The sequence below is a fragment of the Gemmobacter caeni genome (assembly GCF_003054195.1).
Taxonomy (GTDB): domain Bacteria; phylum Pseudomonadota; class Alphaproteobacteria; order Rhodobacterales; family Rhodobacteraceae; genus Gemmobacter; species Gemmobacter caeni.
In genome coordinates, this window is the sequence record NZ_QBKP01000007.1 from 66,227 (window position 1) to 87,961 (window position 21,735).

The 21,735-nt window shown below is 64.3% G+C and carries 21 protein-coding genes; 17 read left to right on the top strand and 4 right to left on the bottom strand.

Annotated features, from left to right (window positions below; genetic code table 11):
- Positions 1-14: 14 nt before the first annotated feature.
- From C8N34_RS12190 to hpaD (C8N34_RS12225), 8 genes are read left to right on the top strand one after another with little or no spacing between them, the layout of a single operon-like run.
- The gene (locus tag C8N34_RS12190; protein WP_108129078.1) at positions 15-404 is read left to right on the top strand and encodes a 5-carboxymethyl-2-hydroxymuconate Delta-isomerase; all 390 of its coding nucleotides are present in this window, start codon (positions 15-17) and stop codon (positions 402-404) included.
- Between the two features lie 9 nt (positions 405-413).
- Entirely contained in the window at positions 414-1,925 is a 1,512-nt protein-coding gene (hpaE, locus tag C8N34_RS12195; protein ID WP_108129079.1) for a 5-carboxymethyl-2-hydroxymuconate semialdehyde dehydrogenase, read from the top strand.
- Positions 1,926-1,980: 55 nt separating this feature from the next.
- A complete protein-coding gene (gene hpaD, locus C8N34_RS12200) occupies positions 1,981-2,961 on the top strand; it encodes a 3,4-dihydroxyphenylacetate 2,3-dioxygenase (RefSeq protein WP_108129080.1) in 981 nt (326 codons plus the stop codon).
- Positions 2,962-2,968: 7 nt separating this feature from the next.
- The gene (locus tag C8N34_RS12205) at positions 2,969-4,417 is read left to right on the top strand and encodes an NAD-dependent succinate-semialdehyde dehydrogenase (RefSeq protein WP_108129081.1); all 1,449 of its coding nucleotides are present in this window, start codon (positions 2,969-2,971) and stop codon (positions 4,415-4,417) included.
- 9 nt (positions 4,418-4,426) lie between these two features.
- On the top strand, positions 4,427-5,308 hold the full coding sequence (locus tag C8N34_RS12210) for a fumarylacetoacetate hydrolase family protein (protein ID WP_108129082.1): 882 nt from the start codon (positions 4,427-4,429) through the stop codon (positions 5,306-5,308).
- Complete coding sequence (hpaH, locus tag C8N34_RS12215) at positions 5,302-6,102, top strand: 2-oxo-hept-4-ene-1,7-dioate hydratase (protein WP_108129083.1); 801 nt, start codon at positions 5,302-5,304, stop codon at positions 6,100-6,102. Before C8N34_RS12210 ends, hpaH begins: the two co-directional genes overlap by 7 nt.
- Before the next feature lie 10 nt (positions 6,103-6,112).
- Positions 6,113-6,871 carry an aldolase/citrate lyase family protein gene (locus C8N34_RS12220; RefSeq protein ID WP_108129084.1) on the top strand — a complete coding sequence of 253 codons (759 nt, stop codon included), beginning with the start codon at positions 6,113-6,115 and terminating at the stop codon, positions 6,869-6,871.
- Between the two features lie 35 nt (positions 6,872-6,906).
- Positions 6,907-7,761 (top strand): 3,4-dihydroxyphenylacetate 2,3-dioxygenase, encoded by an 855-nt coding sequence (gene hpaD / locus C8N34_RS12225; protein ID WP_108129085.1) that lies wholly within the window; start codon positions 6,907-6,909, stop codon positions 7,759-7,761.
- A gap of 469 nt (positions 7,762-8,230) precedes the next feature.
- Here the strand turns inward: hpaD (C8N34_RS12225) and C8N34_RS12230 are convergent, their stop codons facing one another.
- Positions 8,231-9,739: an aldehyde dehydrogenase (NADP(+)) gene (locus C8N34_RS12230; RefSeq protein ID WP_108129086.1), complete on the bottom strand. Its 1,509-nt coding sequence runs from the start codon at positions 9,737-9,739 to the stop codon at positions 8,231-8,233.
- Between the two features lie 248 nt (positions 9,740-9,987).
- Between C8N34_RS12230 and C8N34_RS12235 the strand changes: the two genes are divergently transcribed.
- The 4 genes from C8N34_RS12235 (at position 9,988) to C8N34_RS12250 (ending at position 12,910) form a co-directional block, all read left to right on the top strand.
- Positions 9,988-10,794: an ABC transporter substrate-binding protein gene (locus C8N34_RS12235; RefSeq protein WP_054302954.1), complete on the top strand. Its 807-nt coding sequence runs from the start codon at positions 9,988-9,990 to the stop codon at positions 10,792-10,794.
- A gap of 70 nt (positions 10,795-10,864) precedes the next feature.
- Positions 10,865-11,530, top strand: coding sequence for an amino acid ABC transporter permease (locus C8N34_RS12240; RefSeq protein WP_054302955.1), 666 nt, complete (start codon positions 10,865-10,867; stop codon positions 11,528-11,530).
- An 11-nt stretch (positions 11,531-11,541) separates the two neighbouring features.
- A complete protein-coding gene (locus tag C8N34_RS12245) occupies positions 11,542-12,195 on the top strand; it encodes an amino acid ABC transporter permease (RefSeq protein WP_054302956.1) in 654 nt (217 codons plus the stop codon).
- Complete coding sequence (locus C8N34_RS12250; protein ID WP_108129087.1) at positions 12,188-12,910, top strand: amino acid ABC transporter ATP-binding protein; 723 nt, start codon at positions 12,188-12,190, stop codon at positions 12,908-12,910. Before C8N34_RS12245 ends, C8N34_RS12250 begins: the two co-directional genes overlap by 8 nt.
- A gap of 70 nt (positions 12,911-12,980) precedes the next feature.
- Here the strand turns inward: C8N34_RS12250 and C8N34_RS12255 are convergent, their stop codons facing one another.
- Entirely contained in the window at positions 12,981-14,018 is a 1,038-nt protein-coding gene (locus tag C8N34_RS12255; protein ID WP_108129088.1) for an Ldh family oxidoreductase, read from the bottom strand.
- A 55-nt stretch (positions 14,019-14,073) separates the two neighbouring features.
- Positions 14,074-14,724: a helix-turn-helix domain-containing protein gene (locus C8N34_RS12260; RefSeq protein WP_054302959.1), complete on the bottom strand. Its 651-nt coding sequence runs from the start codon at positions 14,722-14,724 to the stop codon at positions 14,074-14,076.
- A gap of 164 nt (positions 14,725-14,888) precedes the next feature.
- Between C8N34_RS12260 and lhpI the strand changes: the two genes are divergently transcribed.
- The 4 genes from lhpI to C8N34_RS12280 are packed head-to-tail and all read left to right on the top strand — an operon-like array spanning position 14,889 to position 19,811.
- The gene (gene lhpI / locus C8N34_RS12265) at positions 14,889-16,577 is read left to right on the top strand and encodes a cis-3-hydroxy-L-proline dehydratase (RefSeq protein ID WP_108129089.1); all 1,689 of its coding nucleotides are present in this window, start codon (positions 14,889-14,891) and stop codon (positions 16,575-16,577) included.
- Between the two features lie 45 nt (positions 16,578-16,622).
- Entirely contained in the window at positions 16,623-17,582 is a 960-nt protein-coding gene (locus C8N34_RS12270; protein WP_108129090.1) for a dihydrodipicolinate synthase family protein, read from the top strand.
- Positions 17,573-18,505, top strand: a complete 933-nt coding sequence (locus tag C8N34_RS12275; protein ID WP_108129091.1) for a 4-hydroxyproline epimerase — start codon at positions 17,573-17,575, stop codon at positions 18,503-18,505. Before C8N34_RS12270 ends, C8N34_RS12275 begins: the two co-directional genes overlap by 10 nt.
- A 55-nt stretch (positions 18,506-18,560) precedes the next feature.
- Positions 18,561-19,811: an NAD(P)/FAD-dependent oxidoreductase gene (locus tag C8N34_RS12280; protein ID WP_108129092.1), complete on the top strand. Its 1,251-nt coding sequence runs from the start codon at positions 18,561-18,563 to the stop codon at positions 19,809-19,811.
- 14 nt (positions 19,812-19,825) lie between these two features.
- On the opposite strand, the gene C8N34_RS12285 is transcribed toward C8N34_RS12280, so the two are convergent.
- Positions 19,826-20,860: a trans-3-hydroxy-L-proline dehydratase gene (locus tag C8N34_RS12285; RefSeq protein WP_108129093.1), complete on the bottom strand. Its 1,035-nt coding sequence runs from the start codon at positions 20,858-20,860 to the stop codon at positions 19,826-19,828.
- 113 nt (positions 20,861-20,973) lie between these two features.
- On the opposite strand from C8N34_RS12285, the gene C8N34_RS12290 reads away from it, so the two are divergent.
- Positions 20,974-21,630 carry a GntR family transcriptional regulator gene (locus C8N34_RS12290; RefSeq protein WP_108129094.1) on the top strand — a complete coding sequence of 219 codons (657 nt, stop codon included), beginning with the start codon at positions 20,974-20,976 and terminating at the stop codon, positions 21,628-21,630.
- Positions 21,631-21,735: the final 105 nt, after the last annotated feature.

Here is a 21,735-nt window from a genome sequence, read left to right on the forward strand (position 1 = left end):
ATGGAGGACGAATCTTGCCACATCTGAGCATCGAATATTCGCCGGGGCTGGAGGTGCGGGCCGATGTGTCGGGCCTGTGTCGCGCGCTGCATGCGGCCATGGCGGCGGCGGGCATCTTCCCGCTGGCAGGTATCCGGGTGCGGGCCTATCGCGCGGATCATTGCATCGTCGCCGACGGCCTGCCCCAGAACGACTTTTTCGCCATGACGCTCAGCGTCGGGGCCGGGCGGACGAAGGCAGAGCTGAAGGCGGTCGGTGATGGTATCTTCAGGGCGGCGCAGGCCGCATTGGCAGGCCCGCTTTCCACACCGCATTTCGCCCTTTCGCTGGAAATCCGCGTCATCGACCCGGAGCTGAGCTGGAAGGACACGCCGATCCACGCCCGTCTCGCGGGCAAGCAATGAGGGCCGCAGATGAGCGTTCTTGAAACCAATATCGCCCGCGCCACAGAATACATGGCGAAGTTCCGTCAGCATGGTGTGATGAACCACATCAATGGCGAGTCCGTGCCCGCGCACTCAGGGCAGACATTCGAGAGCATATCGCCGGTGGATCTGTCGGTGCTGGCGCAGGTCGCCAAAGGAGACGAGGCGGATATCGACGCCGCCGTCGCCGCGGCCAAGGCCGCCTTCCCCGCCTGGTCGAGGATGCCGGGGGCGGAACGCCGCAAGATCCTGATCAGGGTGGCCGAGGCGATTGAGGCCCGGGCCGAGGAAATTGCCTTTACCGAATGTATGGATACCGGCCAGGCCCTGCGCTTCATGTCCAAGGCCGCGATCCGGGGCGCTGCGAATTTCCGCTTCTTCGCCGATCAGGCGCCGACAGCCGAAGACGGCAAGACCCTGCGCACGCCAACCCAGATGAACGTGACCTCACGCCGCCCCATCGGCCCGGTGGGGGTGATCACGCCGTGGAACACGCCTTTCATGCTGTCCACCTGGAAGATCGCGCCTGCGCTGGCCTCGGGCTGCACGGTGGTCCACAAACCAGCCGAGTTCAGCCCGATGACGGCCAAACTGCTGGTGGAAATCGCTGAAAGCGCGGGTCTGCCGAAGGGCGTGCTGAACGTGGTCAACGGCTTTGGCGAGGATGCCGGCCGCCGCCTGACCGAGCATCCCGATATCAGGGCCATCGCCTTTGTTGGCGAAAGCCGCACTGGCAGCCTGATCATGGCGCAGGGTGCAAAGACGCTGAAGCGCGTGCATTTCGAACTCGGCGGCAAGAACCCTGTGATCGTGTTCGAAGATGCCGATCTGGATCGCGCCGTCGATGCCGCGACCTTCATGATCTATTCGCTGAACGGCGAGCGCTGCACCTCGTCTTCGCGGTTGTTGGTGCAGGCGTCGATTTACGACAGCTTCACCGCCCGCGTGGCCGAGGTAGCGAAACTCATCAGGGTGGGCCATCCGCTTGACCCTGAAACCGTGGTCGGACCGCTGATCCACCCGGAGCACGAGGCAAAGGTGCTGTCCTATTTCGATAAGGCGCGTGCAGAGGGCGCGACCATCGTGGCGGGTGGCGCCAAGGTGGGTGACAAGGGCTGCTATGTCGCGCCGACATTGTTCACCAATGCGACCAATGACATGGCCGTGGCGCAGGAAGAAATCTTCGGCCCGGTGCTGACCGCGATCCCGTTCAGGGACGACGAGGACGCACTGCGCCTTGCCAATGACGTGCAATACGGCCTGGCGGCTTATCTTTGGACCAACGACCTCAATCGCGCGATGTGGATGACCGACAATCTCGAAGCCGGGATGATGTGGGTGAATTCGGAAAACATCCGCCACCTTCCGACGCCCTTCGGCGGGGTGAAGGCCAGCGGCATCGGCCGTGACGGCGGCGACTGGTCGTTCGATTTCTACATGGAAACGGTGAACGTCTCGTTCCCGCGCGCCTTGCACAAGATCCCGAAGCTGGGCGGCTGACGCCGTTCAGCGGGCGGCCGGAAATGCCGCCCCATCACCTTCAAGGGAGAGAGACATGCCCATTCCGGCCCCGAACCTTTATCCGCCCTTCAACATCATCCGCCTGAGCCATGTCGATTTCGGCGTGACGGACCTGACCGCCAGCAAAGCATTCTATGTCGATACGCTGGGCCTTCAGATCACCGATGAGGATGCGAACACGGTCTACCTGCGCGCGATGGAGGAACGCGGGCATCACTGCATGGTGCTGCACAAATCACCCGAGGCGCATGTGAAGGCCCTGTCCTTCAAGGTCTATGACGAGGCGGAGCTTGATAAGGCCCATGCCTGGTTCGCGGCACAGGGCCATGCCGTCGCCTGGGTCACCCGCCCCTATCAGGGCCGCACGCTGGCCACGACCGATTGTTTCGGCATGCCGGTCGAGTTCTATTTCCAGATGAAGCGGCTGGAGCCTATCCATCAGAAGTATGCGCTTTACAAGGGTGTGAAGCCGCTGCGGATCGACCATTTCAACTGCTTCTCGCCCGATGTGGACAAGGCGGTCGGTTTCTACAACCAGATCGGTTTCCGCGTCACGGAATATACCGAGGACGAGGACAGCAAGCGCCTCTGGGCCGCCTGGACGCATCGTAAGGGCGGCGTGCATGACCTCGCCTTTACCAATGGCACCGGCCCGCGCCTGCACCATACCGCCTTCTGGGTGCCGACGCCGCTGAACATCATCGACCTGTGCGACCTGATGGCGACCACGGGCTATGTCTCGAATATCGAACGCGGTCCGGGGCGGCACGGCATCTCCAACGCCTTCTTCCTCTATATCCTCGACCCTGATGGCCATCGGATCGAGATTTATTGCTCCGACTACCAGACCGTTGACCCGGATCTGGAAGCGATCAAATGGGATCTGAAAGACCCGCAACGCCAGACATTGTGGGGCGCCCCCGCGCCGCGCTCCTGGTTCGAGCATGGCTCTCTGTTCGCAGGTGTCGAACCCGTTGCCTCCACCCTGGGCGCATCGCCCATCATCGCACCGTGAGGCCCCGATGCTGAAGGACGCAACGCTGCTCAGGCAGGCCGCGCTGATCGGCGCGGAGTGGATCGAGGCCGCAGGAGCCGGCATCGCCGTCACCAACCCGGCGACCGGCGCCCTGATCGGCCATGTGCCGGACCTGGGCGCCACCGAAACCGAAGCCGCCATCGCGGCGGCCGAGGCGGCGCAGGGCGTTTGGGCCGCGCGCACCGCGAAAGAGCGCAGCGCGATCCTCCGTCGCTGGTATGACCTTATCGTCGCCAATGCCGACGATCTGGCCCGCATCCTGACCATGGAACAGGGCAAGCCGCTGGCCGAGGCGAAGGGCGAGATCCTCTATGGCGCGTCCTTCATCGAGTGGTTCGCGGAAGAAGCCCGCCGCATCTATGGCGACGTGATCCCCGGCCATGCGCCCGACAAGCGCATCATCGTCATCAAACAGCCCATCGGCGTGGTGGCGGCGATCACGCCCTGGAACTTTCCCAATGCGATGATCACCCGCAAGGCTGGCCCGGCGCTGGCAGCGGGTTGTGCCATGGTGCTGAAACCTGCCTCGCAGACGCCGTTTTCAGCCCTCGCGCTGGCGGTTCTGGCCGAACGCGCCGGGCTGCCCGCAGGGCTGTTCTCGGTCATCACGGGCTCGGCCCGTGCCATTGGCGGCGTGATGACAGCCAGCGACAAGGTGCGCAAGCTGACCTTCACCGGCTCCACCGAGGTCGGGATCGAACTGATGCGCCAGTCGGCGCCAACGGTGAAGAAGCTTGCGCTGGAGCTGGGCGGCAATGCGCCCTTCATCGTCTTCGACGACGCCGATCTGGATGCGGCGGTGGAAGGCGCCATCGTCTCGAAATTCCGCAATAACGGTCAGACCTGTGTCTGCGCCAACCGGATTTATGTGCAGGCCGGGGTCTATGACGTCTTTGCCGAAAAGCTGGCGGCGCGGCTTGCCACGCTGAAAGTGGGCAACGGGCTGGACGAAGACACCGTCTTCGGCCCGCTGATCGACGTCCATGCCGTCGCCAAGGTCGAGGAACATATCGCGGATGCCACCGCGAAAGGTGCGAAAGTGGCGATGGGCGGCAAGCGCCATGCGCTTGGCGGCACTTTCTTCCAGCCAACGGTGCTGACCGGCGTCACGCAGGATATGGCCATCGCGCGCGAGGAAACCTTTGGTCCGGTCGCGCCGCTGTTCAGGTTTGACACCGATGCCGGGGTGGTGGCGATGGCGAATGACACCGAATTCGGTCTGGCCAGTTATTTCTACACCCGCGATCTGGCGCGGGCATGGAAGGTGGGCGAACAGCTTGAATATGGCATGGTCGGCATCAATACGGGCCTGATCTCGACCGCCGAGGCGCCTTTCGGCGGCATCAAATCCTCGGGTCTGGGGCGTGAAGGCTCGCGCTATGGGATCGAGGAATTCACCGAAATCAAGTATCTCTGCTTCGGCGGCATCGCGTAAGGAGGCACCATGAAATCCATCCCCGCCCGTATCGCCGCCTTCCGCACCCATGGCGCCGACCGCTATGGCGTCGTCACCGACAAGGGTATCGTCGATCTGACGCCCGAATATGGCGCCCGGTTCAAGGGCCTGAAAGAGGTGATCGAGGCTGGTGCGCTGGAAGAGGTGATCGCCGCCGCAAATGGCCGCGCCGCCACCTTCAACGCGGCTGATGTCACGTTCCTGATCCCCGTCGCCAACCCGGAAAAGCTGATCTGCATCGGGGTGAATTTTCCCGACCGCAACGCCGAGTACAAGGACGGCACCACCGACGCGAAATCCTATCCGTCGATGTTCATCCGCTTTCCGCGCAGCTTCACCGGGCACGGCCTGCCGCTGATCCGCCCGCCGGAAAGCCCGCAGCTGGATTACGAGGGCGAGGTGGCCATCGTAATCGGCAAGGCGGGCCGCCGCATCGCGCGCGAGAATGCCTATGACCACATCGCCGCGCTGACCCTGTGCAATGAGGGCACCATCCGCGACTGGGTGCGCCACGCCAAGTTCAACGTGACGCAGGGCAAGAACTGGGATCGCTCGGGGTCCATCGGCCCGTGGCTGGTGCCGTTCCGGTCCGCCGATCAACTGGATGACATCGAACTGACCACGCGCGTCAATGGCGAGGTGCGCCAGCAGGATCGCACCAGCCGGATGATGTATGACTTCCGCTATATCGTGAGCTACCTCTCGACCTTCTGCACGCTGGTGCCGGGCGATGTGATCGTCTGCGGCACCCCCACCGGCGCGGGGGCGCGGTTCGATCCGCCGATCTGGCTGAAGCCTGGCGACGTGGTCGAGGTGGAGGCCGAGGGCATCGGCACCTTGCGCAACGGCGTCGAGGACGAGGCATGCTGAGCGCCTCCGAAATCGAGCAGGCCGCCGCCGATCTTCTGGCGGCCGAAGCCACCGGCAAGCAATGCGGCCTTCTGAGCCTGCGCCATCCGGGCATCACACTGGATGACGCCTATGCAATTCAGTCCGCCCAGATGGCGCAAAAGCTCGCACAGGGGCGGCGGATCATCGGCTGGAAGATCGGCCTGACCTCGAAGGTCATGCAAGAGGCGCTTGGCATCGACACGCCCGACAGCGGCGTGATCTATGACGACATGGATTTTGCCGATGGTGCTGCGGTGCCTGCGGGCCGCTTCATCCAGCCACGCATCGAAACGGAGATCGCCTTCGTGATGAAGGCACCGCTGGAGGGTGATGTGACGCGCGAGGATGTGCTGGCGGCGACCGACTATGTCGTCCCGGCCATCGAGATCCTCGATACCCGCATCCTGCGCACCGATCCGGTGACGAAACAGCCGCGCAAGATCTTTGATACCGTGTCGGACAATGCCGCCAATGGCGGGATCGTGCTGGGCCCGCAGCGTCACGCGCCGGGGGCGTTCGATCTGCGTTGGGTCGGGGCCATCGTCAGGAAAAACGACGAGGTGGTGGCAACCGGCCTTGGTGCCGCCGTGCTGGACGATCCGGTCATGGGCATCGTCTGGCTCGCCCGCCGCATGGGTCAGTACGGCCAACGGATCGAGGCGGGACAGGTGGTGCTGGCAGGGTCGTTCATCGGCCCGGTCGAATGCCCCGCCGGCACCCGCATCGCCGCCGATTACGGCCCGTTCGGCGCCGTTTCCGTATCGTTCAGCTAAGGTTCCGCCCATGCCCGCCCCCACCAACCACTTCAAGGCCCGGCTGAAATCCGGGGAAACGCAGATCGGCCTCTGGGTCTCGATGGGCGACGCGTCTGTCGCTGAACTGGCCGCTCATTGCGGCTTTGACTGGCTGGTGATCGACGGCGAACACGGGCCGAACGGGCTGCGCGACATCCTTGCGCAACTGCGCGCCGTGGGAGATCGCAGCCACCCCGTCGTGCGGGTGCGCGATGACAACCGTGCCGAGATCAAGCAGATGCTCGACATCGGGGCGCAGACGTTGCTGGTGCCGATGATCGAAAGCGCCGCACAGGCGCGCGAGGCGATACGGTCGATGTTCTACGCGCCGCAGGGCGTGCGGGGTGTCGGGGCGGCGCTGGCGCGGGCCTCAGGCTATGGGGCGGCGGGCGATTATCTGGCCACCGCCAACGATCAGGTCTGCCTGCTGTTGCAGGTGGAAAGTCGTGCGGGGCTCGGGGCACTGGACGAGATCCTGACGCTTGAGGGCGTCGATGGCATCTTCATCGGCCCTGCCGATCTGGCGGCCGACATGGGCCATCGCGGCAACCCCGGCGCGGCCGAGGTTCAAGCGGCCGTCACCGACGCGCTGACCCGTATCCGGGCTGCGGGCCGCGCCGCGGGCATCCTGACATCTGACCGGGCACTCGCCCGATCCTACGCCGCGATGGGGGTCGAGTTCCTCGCCGTTGGATCGGATGTCGGCACCTTGCGCGCCGGTCTCACCGCGCTGCGCAAGGAATTCTGAACTACGGGAAACGCGCAACTTCCCCGGAGGAACAGATGGGAAAACTCGTTCTGGCCGCCAAGGTCACACATGTGCCGACCATGCTGATGTCGGAGCAGGAAGGGCCGCTCAAGGGTTGCCGTCAGGCCGCCATTGACGGTCACCGCGAGATCGGGCGCCGCGCGCGGGAGGCCGGAGCGGATACGTTCGTGGTGCTGGACACGCATTGGCTGGTCAATGCGGCCTATCACATCAATGCCAATCACCGCTTCAAGGGCATCTTCACCAGCCATGAATTCCCGCAATTCATCAAGGACATGCCTTATGATTACGAGGGTAACGCGGCACTTGGCGACCTGATCGCCGAAACCGCCCGCGCAAACGAGATCTATACGCTCAGCCATCAGGTCGACAGTCTGGACCTGGAATATGGCACGCTGGTTCCGATGCGTTACATGAATGCCGATGCAGGCCTGAAGGTGGTGTCGGTCGCGGCCATGTGCACCGTCCACAGCTTTGAAAGCTCACGCAGACTGGGCCAGTCGATCCGTGAAGCGATTGAAGCCTCGGACAGCGATGTCGCGCTGATCGCCTCCGGCTCGCTCAGCCACCACATCTGGCCGAATGATGACTACGCCGCCAACAACGGCACCTTTACCATCTCTTCCAAGTTCAATGAGGTGGTGGACCGCCGCGTGCTGGAGATGTGGCAGGGCGGCGAGACAGAGCTGTTCCTGCAAATGCTGCCCGATTACGCGAAATACTGCGACGGCGAGGGTGACATGCACGATACCGTCATGCTGTTCGGCGCGCTTGGCTGGGACAAATACAAGGGCCGGGGCGAGGTCGTCACCGAATATTTCCCCTCCTCGGGCACGGGTCAGACAAACGTGGTCTTCTCGCTGGACTGAGCTACCGGGATTTTGCGGACAGGGGGCGCGGCAAGGCGCCCCCTGTTTTCGTTTTCGCTCCCGCCCGAAAGACCTGTTATGTCGAAGTGAAATTCGCAAACAACGGGAATGCGCTGAGAAACCTGCGCCAACCCGAATGTCGAAGTACGGCCGCTGCACAAGATCTTTCTCGAGGACAGGTGCGAGGACGGCCCTCAGCCGGAGAGGCCCGCTTCGCACTAACGGTGAATCAGGGCCGACGCTCATGCCCCGGCTTCGGAATCCCAAGAACCGGAAACAGGGCTTGATCCCCGATCTGCCGCCCGTCAGGCAGACACGTTTGGATTTCTGCGGGATGCCGAAGCTTTCACAGATACCTGTGATCACCTCCACGAGACGTGCGGGCCGGGCGCAGAACCCTGTATCTGCGCATTGCTACCGTGACGGGCGATCCTGGTCCTTGCATCAGAACCACCCGGCACAGGTCTGATCAGGCGACCGGGAGCAGGCTTTCAGGGATGTTCTGATAGCAGACCGGCCGCAGGAAACGGCGGATCGACAGCGTGCCGACCGAGGTTGCCCCGAAATTCGTCGACGCGGGATAGGGGCCGCCATGCACCATGCTGTCGCAGACCTCGACCCCGGTGGGAAAGCCGTTGGCGAGGATGCGCCCGGCCTTGCGATCCAGCACCGGCATCAGGCGGCGGGCCAGATCTGCGTCGGCTTCATCCATATGCAGCGTCGCGGTCAACTGGCCCTGAAAGCTCTCGGCCACCTGCACCATCTCTGCCGCATCGCGCACCGTTACCACCAGACCCAGCGGGCCGAACACCTCTTCTGACAGCGTATGGTTACCCAGCCAGTCGGCAGCAGCGACGCGGAACAGGAAAGGTTTCGCATTGCGCTGGTCACACACCGGGGTCAGCAGATCCTGCACCCCGGCCTGACCGGCCATGGTCGCGGCACCACTAGCATAGGCAGCCGCAATACCTTCGGTCAGCATCATCTGCGCGCCGGTTTCAGCCAGTGCCGCGCGGGTTGCCTCAACCAGCGCCTCCGCTTCCCGCCCCTCCATGACAACGGCGATGCCCGGATTGGTGCAGAATTGCCCGGCGCCCATGGTCAGCGAGGCGGCCCAGCCCCGGCCAATCTCAACTCCGCGACGGGCCACCGCCTCGGGCAGCAGGAACATGGGATTCACCGATCCCAGTTCGCCAAAGAACGGGATTGGTTCAGGGCGCTGCGCGCAAAGGTCGAACAATGCCCGCCCCCCGGCCAGCGAGCCGGTGAAGCCCACAGCCCTGATCAGGGGATGCTGCACAAGCGCCTGCCCCACATCGCGCCGCCCGCCCTGTACCAGCGAGAACACGCCCGCAGGCATGCCGCAGCGCCGGATGGCGGCGTGGATGGCCTGCGCGACGATCTCGCCGGTGCCGGGATGGGCGCCATGGCCCTTGACCACGACCGGGCAGCCTGCCGCCAGCGCCGCCGCCGTGTCGCCCCCGGCGGTCGAGAAGGCCAGCGGGAAGTTCGAGGCGCCGAATACCGCGACCGGGCCGATCGGGCGCTGCATCATGCGCAGATCCGGGCGCGGCAGCGGCTGGCGGTCCGGCAGGGCGGGATCATGGCGCAGGTCCAGATAATCGCCCGCGCGGATATGCTGCGCGAACAGGCGCAACTGCCCGGTGGTGCGACCGCGTTCGCCGTTCAGGCGGGCCTCGGGAAGGCCGGTTTCCTGCGTGCCGATGGTCGTGATCGCCTCGGCGCAGGCCTCGATCTCATCGGCGATGGCATCGAGGAAGTCCGCACGCGCCGCGCGCGGGACATGGGCATAAAGGCCAAAGGCTTGTTCGGCCGCCTGCACGGCCTGATCGACCAGTCCGGGGGTGCCGACGGAAAATTCATGCGCCGGACCATGCGCCGGCTCCGACAGGAAGGTGTGTTCGCTCCCGATCCATGCGCCGGCGATCAGGTGTTTGCCACTGGGTGCGAAAGTCATGGGAGGCCCCTTCTGCATGTGTCGACAGCCGGTTTTTTCCGACCACACGGCGTTTCATTGACGCAGCCCGCCTGAGCCGGGTGCTTCCGGCGGCTGCATATAATGGCGCAAAACCAGCGCGTTAAATCATGGATGCGGCATAGCAGGAATTTTCCATCTGCACCATAGTTTTTCATAAAAGAAAAATTCTTGCTATAAAAAATAAATCCAGTCATCTTCGCGCAAGAATCAACAGAGAGGAACAACAAATGAAAAAGCTGACTTTGACCACCGCCCTGCTGGCCGCGACCGGCCTTGCGGGCATGGCCCAGGCTGACAAGCTGGACGATATCATCGCTTCGGGCACGCTGCGCTGCGCGGTCGTGCTGGACTTCCCGCCGATGGGGATGCGCGACGCCAATAACGCGCCGGAGGGCTTTGACGTCGACTATTGCAACGACCTGGCAAAGGCGCTTGGCGTCACCGCAGAGATCGTCGAAACCCCCTTCCCCGAACGTATTCCCGCGCTGATGTCGGGGCGCGTGGATGTCGGCGTCGCCTCGACCTCGGACACGCTGGAACGTGCCAAGACGGTCGGCTTTTCCATCCCCTATTTCGCCTTCGAAATGGCGGTGACCGCGAATGACGCGACGGGCATCAAATCCTATGACGACATGAAGGGTCACACGGTCGGCGCCGTCGCGGGCACCTACGAGGCCATCGCACTGGAACAGCAGGTCACCGCCTGGGGAGAGGGCGAGTTCCGCCCCTACCAAACGCAGGCCGATGTGTTCCTCGCGCTCAGCCAGGGACAGCTGGATGCGACAGTTTCCACCTCGACCGTTGCCATGGCCAATGTCAAGACCGGCAACTTTGCGGGCATCTCGGTGGTCGGCAAGGCGCCCTTCGACACCGACTATGTCGCGCTGTTCACCAACCGCGATGAATACGGCCTGATCAACTATCTGAACCTGTTCGTGAACCAGCAGATCCGCACCGGCCGTTACGCGGAACTGTATGAGAAATGGGTTGGTGGCGAGCTGCCCGCGCTGACCGTGCCGAACGCCTATCGCTAACCGGATGGCGGAAGGACAGGGGGGTAGTCCGCCCCGCCTGTCCTTCCGCGTCCCCAGGCCGGAGACAGCAATGTTCGGTTACACCTTCCAATGGAACCAGGCGCTGGCCCGGCTTCCGAAGATGCTGGATGGTGCGCTGGTGACGATGGAGGTGGCAATGCTGTCAATGCTGATCGGCATTGCGCTTGCCATCCTGTTGACCCTGCTGCGCCTGTCCGGCGCGCGCCCGTTGCGCGCCATCGCAACCGGCTGGGTCGAGATCGCGCGCAACACCCCAGCCCTGTTCCAGATCTACATGGCACATTTCGGCGTTGCCAGTTTCGGCATCCACTTCAGCCCTTTCGTCTCGCTGCTCATCGGCATCACCTTCAACAATGCGGGCTATCTGGCCGAGAATTTCCGCGGCGCGCTGAAGGCCATCCCCGAGACACAGACGCGGGCCGGGCGGTCGCTGGGCATGTCGCAGTTGCAAGCCTTCCGCTACATCATCCTGCCGCAGATGCTGCGCATTTCCTTCCTGCCGATGACGAACCAGATGGTCTGGGCTGTGCTGATGACCTCGCTGGGTGTGACGGTGGGCATGAATGCCGATCTTTACGGCGTCACGCAGGATCTGAACGCGCTGACCTTCCGCACCTTCGAGCTGTTCGCCATTGCCGGAGTGCTGTTCTACGCCATCACGAAGATCATCACACTGGGCGCGCGCGTCATCGCCGCACGCCTGTTCCGGTATTGAGAGGGGCCACCATGTTCGATACCGCACTCTCCGCCGCCGATCTGGTCTTTCTGGCCAAGGGCGCGGGCATGACAATCCTTGTCACCGCGATTTCCGTGGCCATCGGCACCCTGCTTGGCATCCTGTTCGGCGTGATCCGGGTGCAGCTTGGTGCGACGCTGTCGCTGCCGCTGACCTTCTTTCTGGATATCTTCCGCTCTGTCCCGCTGCTGATCCAGCTTGTCCTAGCCAATGCCTTCATGGGCATGGTGCTGCGCCTTCAGATTTCGGGCTTCACCGTGGCCTGCGGGGTGCTGTCGCTTTACACTGCCGCCTATTGCGCCGAGATCGTGCGCGGCGGCATTGACGCTGTGCCTGCCACCACCCGCCGCGCGGCGCGCTCGCTGGGCATGAGCTGGATGCAGGACATGCGCTATATCGTGGCCCCGCTGGCGACGCGCATCGCGCTGCCCTCGTGGATCGGGCTGGCACTTGGCGTAATGAAGGATTCCGCGCTGGTCTATGTGGTGCAGGTGACCGAATTGCTGAAATCCACCCAGATCCTGATCACCCGCCTGCAAGAGCCGTTATTCCTGCTGCTGATCTGCGGCGCCTTCTACTTCCTCATCAGCTTCCCGCTGGCCCGTTTCGGCGGGTATCTTGAAAAAAGGTGGTCCCATGATTAAGATCCAGAACGTCCACAAATCCTTTGGTCCGCTCAAGGTTCTCAAGGGCATTGACCTGACGGTGGAAAAGGGCGAGGTCGTCACCGTGATCGGCGGCTCGGGGTCGGGGAAATCCACGCTGCTGACCTGCATCAACGGGCTGGAGCCCATTGATACCGGCCGCATCCTCGTCGATGGCACCGAGGTTCACGCCCGCACGACCGACCTGAACAGGCTGCGCCAGAACATTGGGATCGTGTTCCAGCAATGGAATGCTTTTCCACATCTGACCGTGCTGGAAAACGTGACGCTCGCGCCGCGCAAGGTGCTGGGGATCGGCAAGGCGGAGGCCGAGGCGATTGCGGAAAAACAGCTTCGGCATGTGGGCCTGGGCGAGAAGCTGTCGACCTTCCCGTCGCGTCTGTCGGGCGGTCAGCAGCAGCGCATGGCGATTGCCCGCGCGCTGGCCATGTCGCCCGACTACATGCTGTTCGACGAAGTGACTTCGGCGCTGGACCCGCAGTTGGTGGGTGAGGTACTGGAGACGCTCAAGATGCTGGCCGAGGAAGGCATGACCATGATCTGCGTGACGCATGAAATGGCCTTTGCCCGCGACGTGTCGGACCGCGTGGCCTATTTCCATAAGGGGATCATGGCCGAAATCGGTGCGCCGGAACAGATTTTCGGCGATCCGCAACACCCGGAAACGCGGGCCTTTCTGGCCAGTGTGCGCTGACCGCTTTCATGGCCGGAACAAAAAAGGCGCGGGGGCAACCCCGCGCATTTCGCCTTTCCGGCGCGAAAGATCAGGCGACGACAGCCGCAAGGCCCATGGCCTCGAAACGATCAAGCTGCGCCAGTTCGATATCGCTCAGCGCGATGCCGTCACGCAGCGCCCTGTCGCGTGCGGCAAAGCGGCGCTCGGACGGCAGGCGCGCGCCCTGCGCCCCGATGGCGGTCAGCAGCTTCTCGCCCTCGGCAATCGGGTCACGGCCACTGCGGGCGGCAAAGACCTGCGGGTCCAGTGCGATCACCAGCGCGCCGTGACGCGGCAGCAGGTCGGTTCCGCCCATGAAATCCAGCGCCTCCTTGCTCATGAATTCGCCCAGCATCGCGCCCGACAGCAATTCAACCATCGTCGATATGGCCGAGCCTTTGTGCCCCCCGAAGGTCAGCATCGCACCGTCCAGCGCGGCCTCGGGGTCGGTCGTCGGCTTGCCGTCGCGGTCAACGGCCCAGCCTTCCGGGATCGGCTTGCCCGCGCGGCGGTGCAATTCGATCTCGCCCCGCGCGGCAACGCTGGTCGCAAAGTCGAAGACATAGGGATGCGCGCCCTCGCGCGGCCAGCCGAAGGCCAGCGGGTTGGTGCCCAGAAGCGGTTCCTTCCCACCGGCAGGCGCCACGAAGGAATAGCTCGGGCACATCGACAGCGAGGCAAGCCCGTCCTCGGCCAGCGCCTCGACATCATGCCACAGCGCCGAGAAATGCAGACAATCGCGGATCACCAGCGCGGCAAGGCCGGTTTCGCGGGCACGGGCCGCCAGCGCGGCGCGGGCGGTGTAAAATGCGGGGTTGGAAAACCCACCCTTTGCATCCACCTCGATTACGGATTTCCCGGCATCATGCAGTTCCGGCACCGCATCGGGCACGACCTTGCCCGCCGCCAGAACCCGCAGGCAGCCCTCGATCCGGTAAATGCCGTGGGACTTGCAGTTGTCGCGCTCGCCCACAACGATCACACGGGCCACCGCCCCGGCGCTTTCGGGGCGCACACCGGCACGGGTGAAGATGGTTTCGACACGCGTCAGCAGCGCATCGCAGGACAGGATATTGGGCTCGGCCATGCTTGGGCAGTCTCCTTCAGGAAGGCGGTGGGTGGGCAGGCCGGGCGTCGCGCGCCTACCTGTCCACGTCGATATAAGTGCAGGCCCAGAACACGCGGGCCTCGTCATCGTCGAGGGCGCGCAAGCCGTGCTTCAGCGTGCTGTCGAAATAGGCGCAGTCGCCCGGTTCCAGCACGACAGGCTGGTAATGCTCCACCACCAGCTCGATCCGGCCGGACAGCACATACAGCGTTTCCTCGCCGTCATGCGCCTCAAGCTCGGACGGCTTCAGCGGCGCGCGTTTTTCGACACGGGTCACCAGCGGGATGATCTTCTTCTCGGCCAGCGCGTTGCAAAGCACCTCGTATTCGAAGTTCTTCGAACGCACCTTGCGGCCCTGACCCGCCTTGGTCACCGTCATGCGCGTGGTCTGATGCGCCTCGTGATCTGACGAGAACAGCCGCTCCATCCCGATGTCATAGGCCCGCGCGATGCGGACAAGGTTTTCGTAGCTTGGCGAGACGCGACCGTTTTCGATCTTGTGGATCGTCGACACGGCAAGACCCGTCCGCTGCGCCGCCGCCTCCAGGGTCAGGCCGCAGGCCTGACGCACGGATTTCATCCGGTTCCCCAGGTCCGACCGCAGCTGCAGGCGTTCGGCCTCCCAGTCGTCCCCGGTCTGATCGGAGTCGACGGCGCCGTCCAAGGATTTTTCCGTTTGCGTCATATTTTTCTTTTCTTACCAGTTGTGATCGTTTAAGCATATTTCCATGGCGACTGCAAGATTAGCAATCTGCCAGCAGAAAAGAGAATCCCAAAGTCGGCCCTTTCGGTGCCGTTGCGCGTGAAATCCGCGAAACGGCAGGTCTTCGACGGGCAACGAGGTCAACCATGGCAACCATGATCGTTTCCGCATCGGTTCAGGGGCCGCTCCTCGTCTGCGACGAAGGGCTGAGTGTCTGGGGCGGCGTGAACCCGTCCACGGGCGAGATCATCGACGCGCTGCACCCGCAACGCGGGCATTCGCTTGCCGGTCAGATCGTGATGATGCCGACCAGCCGGGGGTCTTGCACCGGCAGCGGTGTGCTTTTGGGTCTGGCCTTCGCAGGGAATGCCCCGCGCGCCCTGATCTTCCGCGAGGGCGAGGACATCCTGACGCTGGGCGCACTGGTCGCCGGGCGGCTGTTCGGGCATGGCATCGCCGTGCTGCGTCTCAGCCCCGCCGAATATGATGCGCTGGCCCGCGAAACTGCCGCCAGCATCACCCCCGACGCGCTGACCGCCGGAGCGCTGACCCTGCTGCTTGCCCCCGCCGGAGACCGGGATCTGGAGCTGACGGCAGCCGACCGGGCCTTCCTTGACGGGCAGCATGGCGAGGCGGCGCGGCTGGCCATGGAGATCATCGTCACCATGGCGCGTGCGCAGAGCGCCCCGCGCCTGACCGATGTCAGCCGCGTGCATATCGACGGCTGCATCTACGCCAGCCCGGCCTTCCTGACCTTTGCCCGCGGCATGGCCGACAAGGGCGCACGGGTGCGCGTTCCGACCACAATGAACGCCATTTCGGTGGATCACGCCAACTGGCGCGTGCAGGGCGTCGCTCCTGCCTTCGGCACTCCGGCTGCGGGGCTGGCCGATGCCTATGTCGAGATGGGCGCGAAGCCCAGCTTCACCTGCGCCCCCTATCTGCTGGAGGATCGCCCCGGCACGGGCGAAGACATAGCATGGGCCGAAAGCAATGCGGTGATCTATGCCAACAGCGTGCTGGGCGCGCGCACGGTGAAACACGCTGATTTCATGGATCTCTGCATCGCGCTGACCGGACGCACCGCGCTTGCCGGGGTCTACCTGCCGGAAAACCGCGCGCCGCGCCGGATCATCGATGTGGCCCTGCCGGACGGGGCCGACGATGCCTTCTGGCCCATGCTCGGCTGGCTGGTGGGTCGCGCCGCACCGGACCGTATTCCGCGGATCCGGGGGCTGGAACAGGCGCAGCCTTCGCAGGATGATCTGAAGGCGCTTTGCGCCGCCTTCGGCACGACCTCAGCCGCGCCAATGCTGCATGTCGCGGGCCTCACGCCCGAGGCAGGCCTGCCCCCCGCGCCCGAGGCAGACACCGTGACGCTTGGCCCTGCCGATTTCGCCCGGCTCTGGCAGGACTTCAATCGCGGTCCGGCGCAGGTCGATCTGGTTGCGCTTGGCAGCCCGCATTTCTCGGCGGACGAATGCGCGCTTTTCGCAGATCTGATGGCGGGAAGCCGCGTGCATCCCGAAGTCACCACGATCATCACGCTTGGCCGCGACACACTTGCAGTGATCGGGCGGAACGGGGTGCAGGCCCGGCTGGAAGCCGCGGGCGTCAGGATCATTCCCGATCTGTGCTGGTGCTCGATCTCGGAGCCGGTCTTTCCGCCACAGGCAAAGGTGCTGATGACCAATTCCGGCAAATACGCCCATTACGCGCCGGGGCTGAGCAACCGCAGCATCCGCTTCGGCGCGCTTGCCCAATGCGCCGAAACGGCGCGCAGCGGGCTGGCACCTGCCCAGCCCCCCGGCTGGGTGACGCAAGCCACAATCTGACGCGGGGGTTCCCCCTGCCCTTCCCACGAACCAACGGAGCCTCCGATGAAGAAAGACGTATTTCTGGGCACGATCCCTGCATTGCTGACGCCCTGCACCGCAGACCGTCAGCCCGATTTCGACGCCCTTGTGCGCAAGGGACAAGAGATGATGGCGGCCGGCATGTCCGGCGTGGTCTATTGCGGGTCATGCGGCGACTGGCCGCTGCTGACCGACGAACAGCGGATGGAAGGCGTGGAACGTCTGACGAAGGCCGGGGTGCCGGTCGTCGTCGGCACCGGCGCCATCAACACCAGATCCGCCGTGGCCCATGCCGCCCATGCCCAGAAGATCGGCGCCGCCGGTCTGATGGTCATTCCGCGGGTGCTGTCGCGCGGGCTTTCGGTCGCGGCACAGCGCAACCATTTCAAGGCCATCCTCGACGCGGCGCCGGATGTGCCGGCCATCATCTACAACAGCCCCTATTACGGCTATTCAACCAAGGCCGACCTGTTCTTCGCTCTGCGCGCCGAGCACAGAAATCTGATCGGTTTCAAGGAATTCGGCGGCAAGGCGGATCTGAGCTATGCGGCGGAACACATCACCTCGCAGGATGACGAGGTGATCCTGATGGTGGGCGTGGATACCGAGGTCTACCACGGTTTCGTCAAATGCGGCGCGGTGGGCGCGATCACCGGAATCGGCACGATCTTCCCGAAGGAATCGCTGCTTCAGGTCGCGCTGTCACGTCGCGCCGCCGAGGGCTGCCCCGAAGCCGACCTCCGCGCGCGCGAGTTTGCCGAGGCATTCTCGGTGCTGGCCAAATTCGACGAGGGTGTCGATCTCGTACTTTACTTCAAGCATCTCATGGTGCTGAAGGGCGAAAGCGAGTATGCGCTCAACATCAATGAAACCGATGCGCTGTCGCCCTCGCAGGCCAAATTCTGTGAAGCGCAGTTCCATCAGTTCAACAAGTGGTTCGCCGCATGGTCGCGTCAGGGCGGGGTGATCGCTGAATGCATGTGATCGACAGCCATACCGGCGGGGAGCCGACACGGGTGATCCTCGACGGCGGTCCCGATCTCGGGGCCGGGCCTCTGGCCGAACGGGCAATGCGGCTTGCCACGGAATACCGGGATTTCTACCGCTCGGTCATTCTTGAACCGCGCGGGCAGCCCGCCATGGTCTGTGCCCTGCTGGTTCCGCCGGTCGATCCGACCTGCGTGACCGGGGTGATCTACTTCGACGCCGAGGCGGTTCTGGGCATGTGCGGCCATGGCACCATCGGGCTGGCGGTGACGCTGGCCCATCTGGGCCGCATCGGCATCGGCCAGCACCGGATCGAAACGCCGGTCGGGGTGGTGACGGTCGATCTGCTGGACCCGACCACGGTTCGGGTGACGAATGTCGAAAGTCGCCGCACCCGCAGCGGCGTTTCGGTCGAGGTCGCGGGCGTCGGCACTGTCACCGGCGATCTGGCCTATGGCGGCAACGGCTTCTTCATTGTCGATCCCAGCCCGATCCCTGTCACCGCCCCGAACATCCGTCAGCTGACCGAGGTTACCATTGCGGTGCGCGAGGCGCTTCAGACGGCGGGAATCACCTGCGCGCCAGGCATGCCGGTCGATCATGTGATCTTCTACGGCCCCCCTGAAACGCCGGAAGGTCACAGCCGCAACTTCGTGCTGTGCCCCGATGACGCCTATGACCGCTCGCCCTGCGGCACCGGCAGTTCGGCCCGGCTGGCCTGTCTTGCTGCCGCCGGACGCCTGGCAGAAGGCGCCGAGATCGTGCAGGAAAGCATCATCGGCAGCACCTATCGGCTGTCCTGGCGCAAGGGGGCGAATGGCGGGGTCATCCCCTCGATCACCGGCCGCGCCTATGTGATGGCGGAAAGCCGGCTGATCTTTCAGGCGGAAGATCCGTTCCGGCTGGGCATCGTGCTCTGACCCCAGCCCCGGCCGTCAGGGCCGGGGTTTTCCTTTGCTTTCATGGCTGAACGGAATGCCACATCCCACCCAAACGGAAATCATCGTCATCGGCGCCGGGATCATCGGCGTGACCGCCGCGCTGGCGCTTCAGGCCGAGGGGCACCGCGTGCGCCTGCTGGATCGCAAGGGCGTGGCCGCCGAAACCTCGCGCGGAAACGCCGGGGCCTTCGCCTTTGCCGAGCTGGAACCGCTGGCCACCCCCGGCATTCTGCGCAAGGCACCGAAATGGCTGCTGGACCCGCTGGGGCCGCTGTCGCTGCGCCTGGCCTATGCGGCGCAGATCCTGCCGTGGATGTGGCATTTCTGGCGCGCGACGGCGCCTTCACGCTACGAGGCGGCGGTGCAGGCGCAATCAGGGCTGATGCGGCTGTCACAACAGGCGCTGGAGCGGCTGATCACGCGCGTTGACGGGGAACCCCTGATGCGGCGCGAAGGCCAGCTTCAGGTCTATGAGGGGCAGGCGCAGTTCGCCGCCTCGCTGCCCGCATGGGAATTGCGCCGCCGCCATGGCATCGCCTTCGACCTGCTGGAAAGCCCGGCGGCGATTGCGGAGATCCAGCCGGGGCTGAACCCGCGCTTTACCCATGCAGGCTTTACCCCAGGCTGGATGAATACCGTCGATCCCGCGCGCTGGACCGAACACCTCGCCGCTGCCTTCGTAAATGCAGGCGGGATGATCGAGGTGGCAGATGTTCGTGCGATCAGGCCGCGCGAGGCGGGCGCGGATGTCATCACCGCCACCGGCCCCCGCGCCGCCGCGCAGGTGGTCGTTGCCGCCGGGGCGTGGTCGCATCATCTTGCCCGGACGCTGGGCCACCGCATCCCGCTCGACACCGAACGCGGCTACAACACCACCTTCCCCACGGCCAGTTTCGATCTGCGTACCCATCTGACCTTCAGCAATCACGGCTTCGTCGTCAGCCGCATTGGCGAGGGCCTGCGCGTCGGCGGCGCGGTAGAGCTGGGCGGCCTGAACCTTCCGCCGAACTACAGGCGCGCCGAAATCCTTGTGCGCAAGACAGCCGAGTTTCTGCCCGGTTTCGATCCGAATGGCGGCACGCAATGGATGGGTTTCCGCCCTTCGCTGCCTGACAGCCTGCCGGTCATCGCCCGCGCACCGGGGGCTGACCGGGTGATCTATGCTTTTGGCCACGGCCATCTGGGTTTGACCCAATCCGCCGGAACCGCCGAACTGGTCGCAGCGCTTGTCGCGGGCCGGGCGCCTGCGCTGTCGCTCGCCCCCTTCGACCCGCGCCGGTTCTGAACCGGCCCCTGGCCTCAGCCGAACAGCCGGGGCCAGGTATCGGAAATGCGATAGCCCTCGGGCCAGGGGTCTGCCGGGTCCAGCATGTGCTGATGCGTGCCCGTGATCCATGCCCGGCCACTGATCTCGGGCCGGATGGCAGGAATTTCCCCGACGCGGGTTTCGCCAAGAATGCGGCCATGAAACTCTGACCCGATGATCGACACGCCGGTAAAGCGGTCCTCCGGACCCATCTGGTTGCGCGCATGCAGGATGGCCATGCGGGCGGAAACGGCGGTTCCGGTCGGCGAGCGATCCAGCTTGCCCGGCTGGATCGCCACCACCGATTGCGCCCGCAACTGGTTGCCCTGCCGCGACACCGGACCGGCGAACAGACAGAAGGAATGATGCGTCCAGTCGGGCTGCCCCGGATGCTCGAACCGATAACGCGCATTGGCAGCGTTGGTAATGCGGATGCCGGTTTCCGCGATCTCGCGCGCATTCCCGGCCACAAGGTCAATGCCCAGAGCAACCGGATCGACAACGACAAAACTGTCCCCGCCGAAGGCCGTATCAACCGTCAGGCAGCCCAACCCCGGCACTTCCAGCGGCACATCCAGCCGCGTGGCGAAAGACGGCAGGTTTTCGACATGGATGCGCTCGGCCTTGCCCTGCGCGCATTCGGCCCGCACCCGCACCAGACCGCCCGGCGCCTCCAGCACCATTTCGGTAACAGGTTCCTGCATCGGGATGATGCCGCTGTCCAGCAGCACGGTTGAGACGCAGATCGAGTTCGACCCCGACATCGGCGGTGTGTCTTCCGGCTCCATGATGATCCAGGCGGCCTGCGCCTCGGGATGCCTGGGCGGCACCAGCAGGTTCACATGCCGGAACACCCCGCCCCGCGGTTCATTCAGCATGAAATTGCGCAACACCTGATCGCGCGCAATCCAGTTGCGCTGATCCCACACTGTATTTCCCGGCGGAGGTGCGACACCGCCGACGATGACATCGCCCACCTCGCCCTCGGCATGGCATGAAACGACGTGAATGACCTTCGTGCTGCGCATGTCCTGCTCCGGCTGTAATGAATCGCTGGTATTGCATATTGTATCCAATATACAATTCAAGCTATAACCTGTTCCGCTGGCCAAAGTTTGGCGATCCGGGGCATATCGGGCCTATGAAATTCGAAAGCACCGACCTGTCACAAACCCGATCCGCCGCGGATGTCGTTTTCGCGGCGCTGCGCACGGCCATCGTGAACGGTGATCTGGAAAACGGCAGCCAGCTCCGGCAGGAGGAAATCGCCACCGCCTTCAATGTCAGCCGTATCCCGGTGCGCGAGGCCATTGCCCGGCTTGAACAACTCGGCCTGGTTGAGACACGGCGCTACAAGGGTGCTTTCGTGACCGATCTTCCGCCGCAGGAGATCGCGGAAATCTTCCGGCTGCGGGCGCTTGTCGAAAGCGATGCCATCCGGCAGGCCGCAAGGCAGATGACCGGAGCGGCCCTGTCGGACGCCGAAACCGCGCATCTGGCCTTTGCCTGCGCGGTCACGCCGACGGAATGGATGGAACAGAACCGCCGCTTCCACTGCGCGCTTTATGGCGCAGGCGGCCAACGGCACTATCTCGGCGTGATCGAAAATCTGCTTAATCTCAGCGACCGCTATCTGCGTGCCCAGCTTTCACTGACAGACGGCCAGCAGAAAGCAGTCGACGAACACGGGCTGATCCTTGACGCCTGCAGGTCCGGCGATGCCGAACGCGCGGCCCGCCTGACTGCCGCACATATCGAGGATGCCGGGCGTGCCTTGCTGACCTGCCTTGGCCACTGACCGGCGCAGGGCTCCGGCTTGCCGAAGTCTCTGATCTGTCCTGCGGTATGCAGGCGGATCGGTCGTTGCCCTTCCTGCCGTCACCGTGCGAGGCTGTTGCGCGTT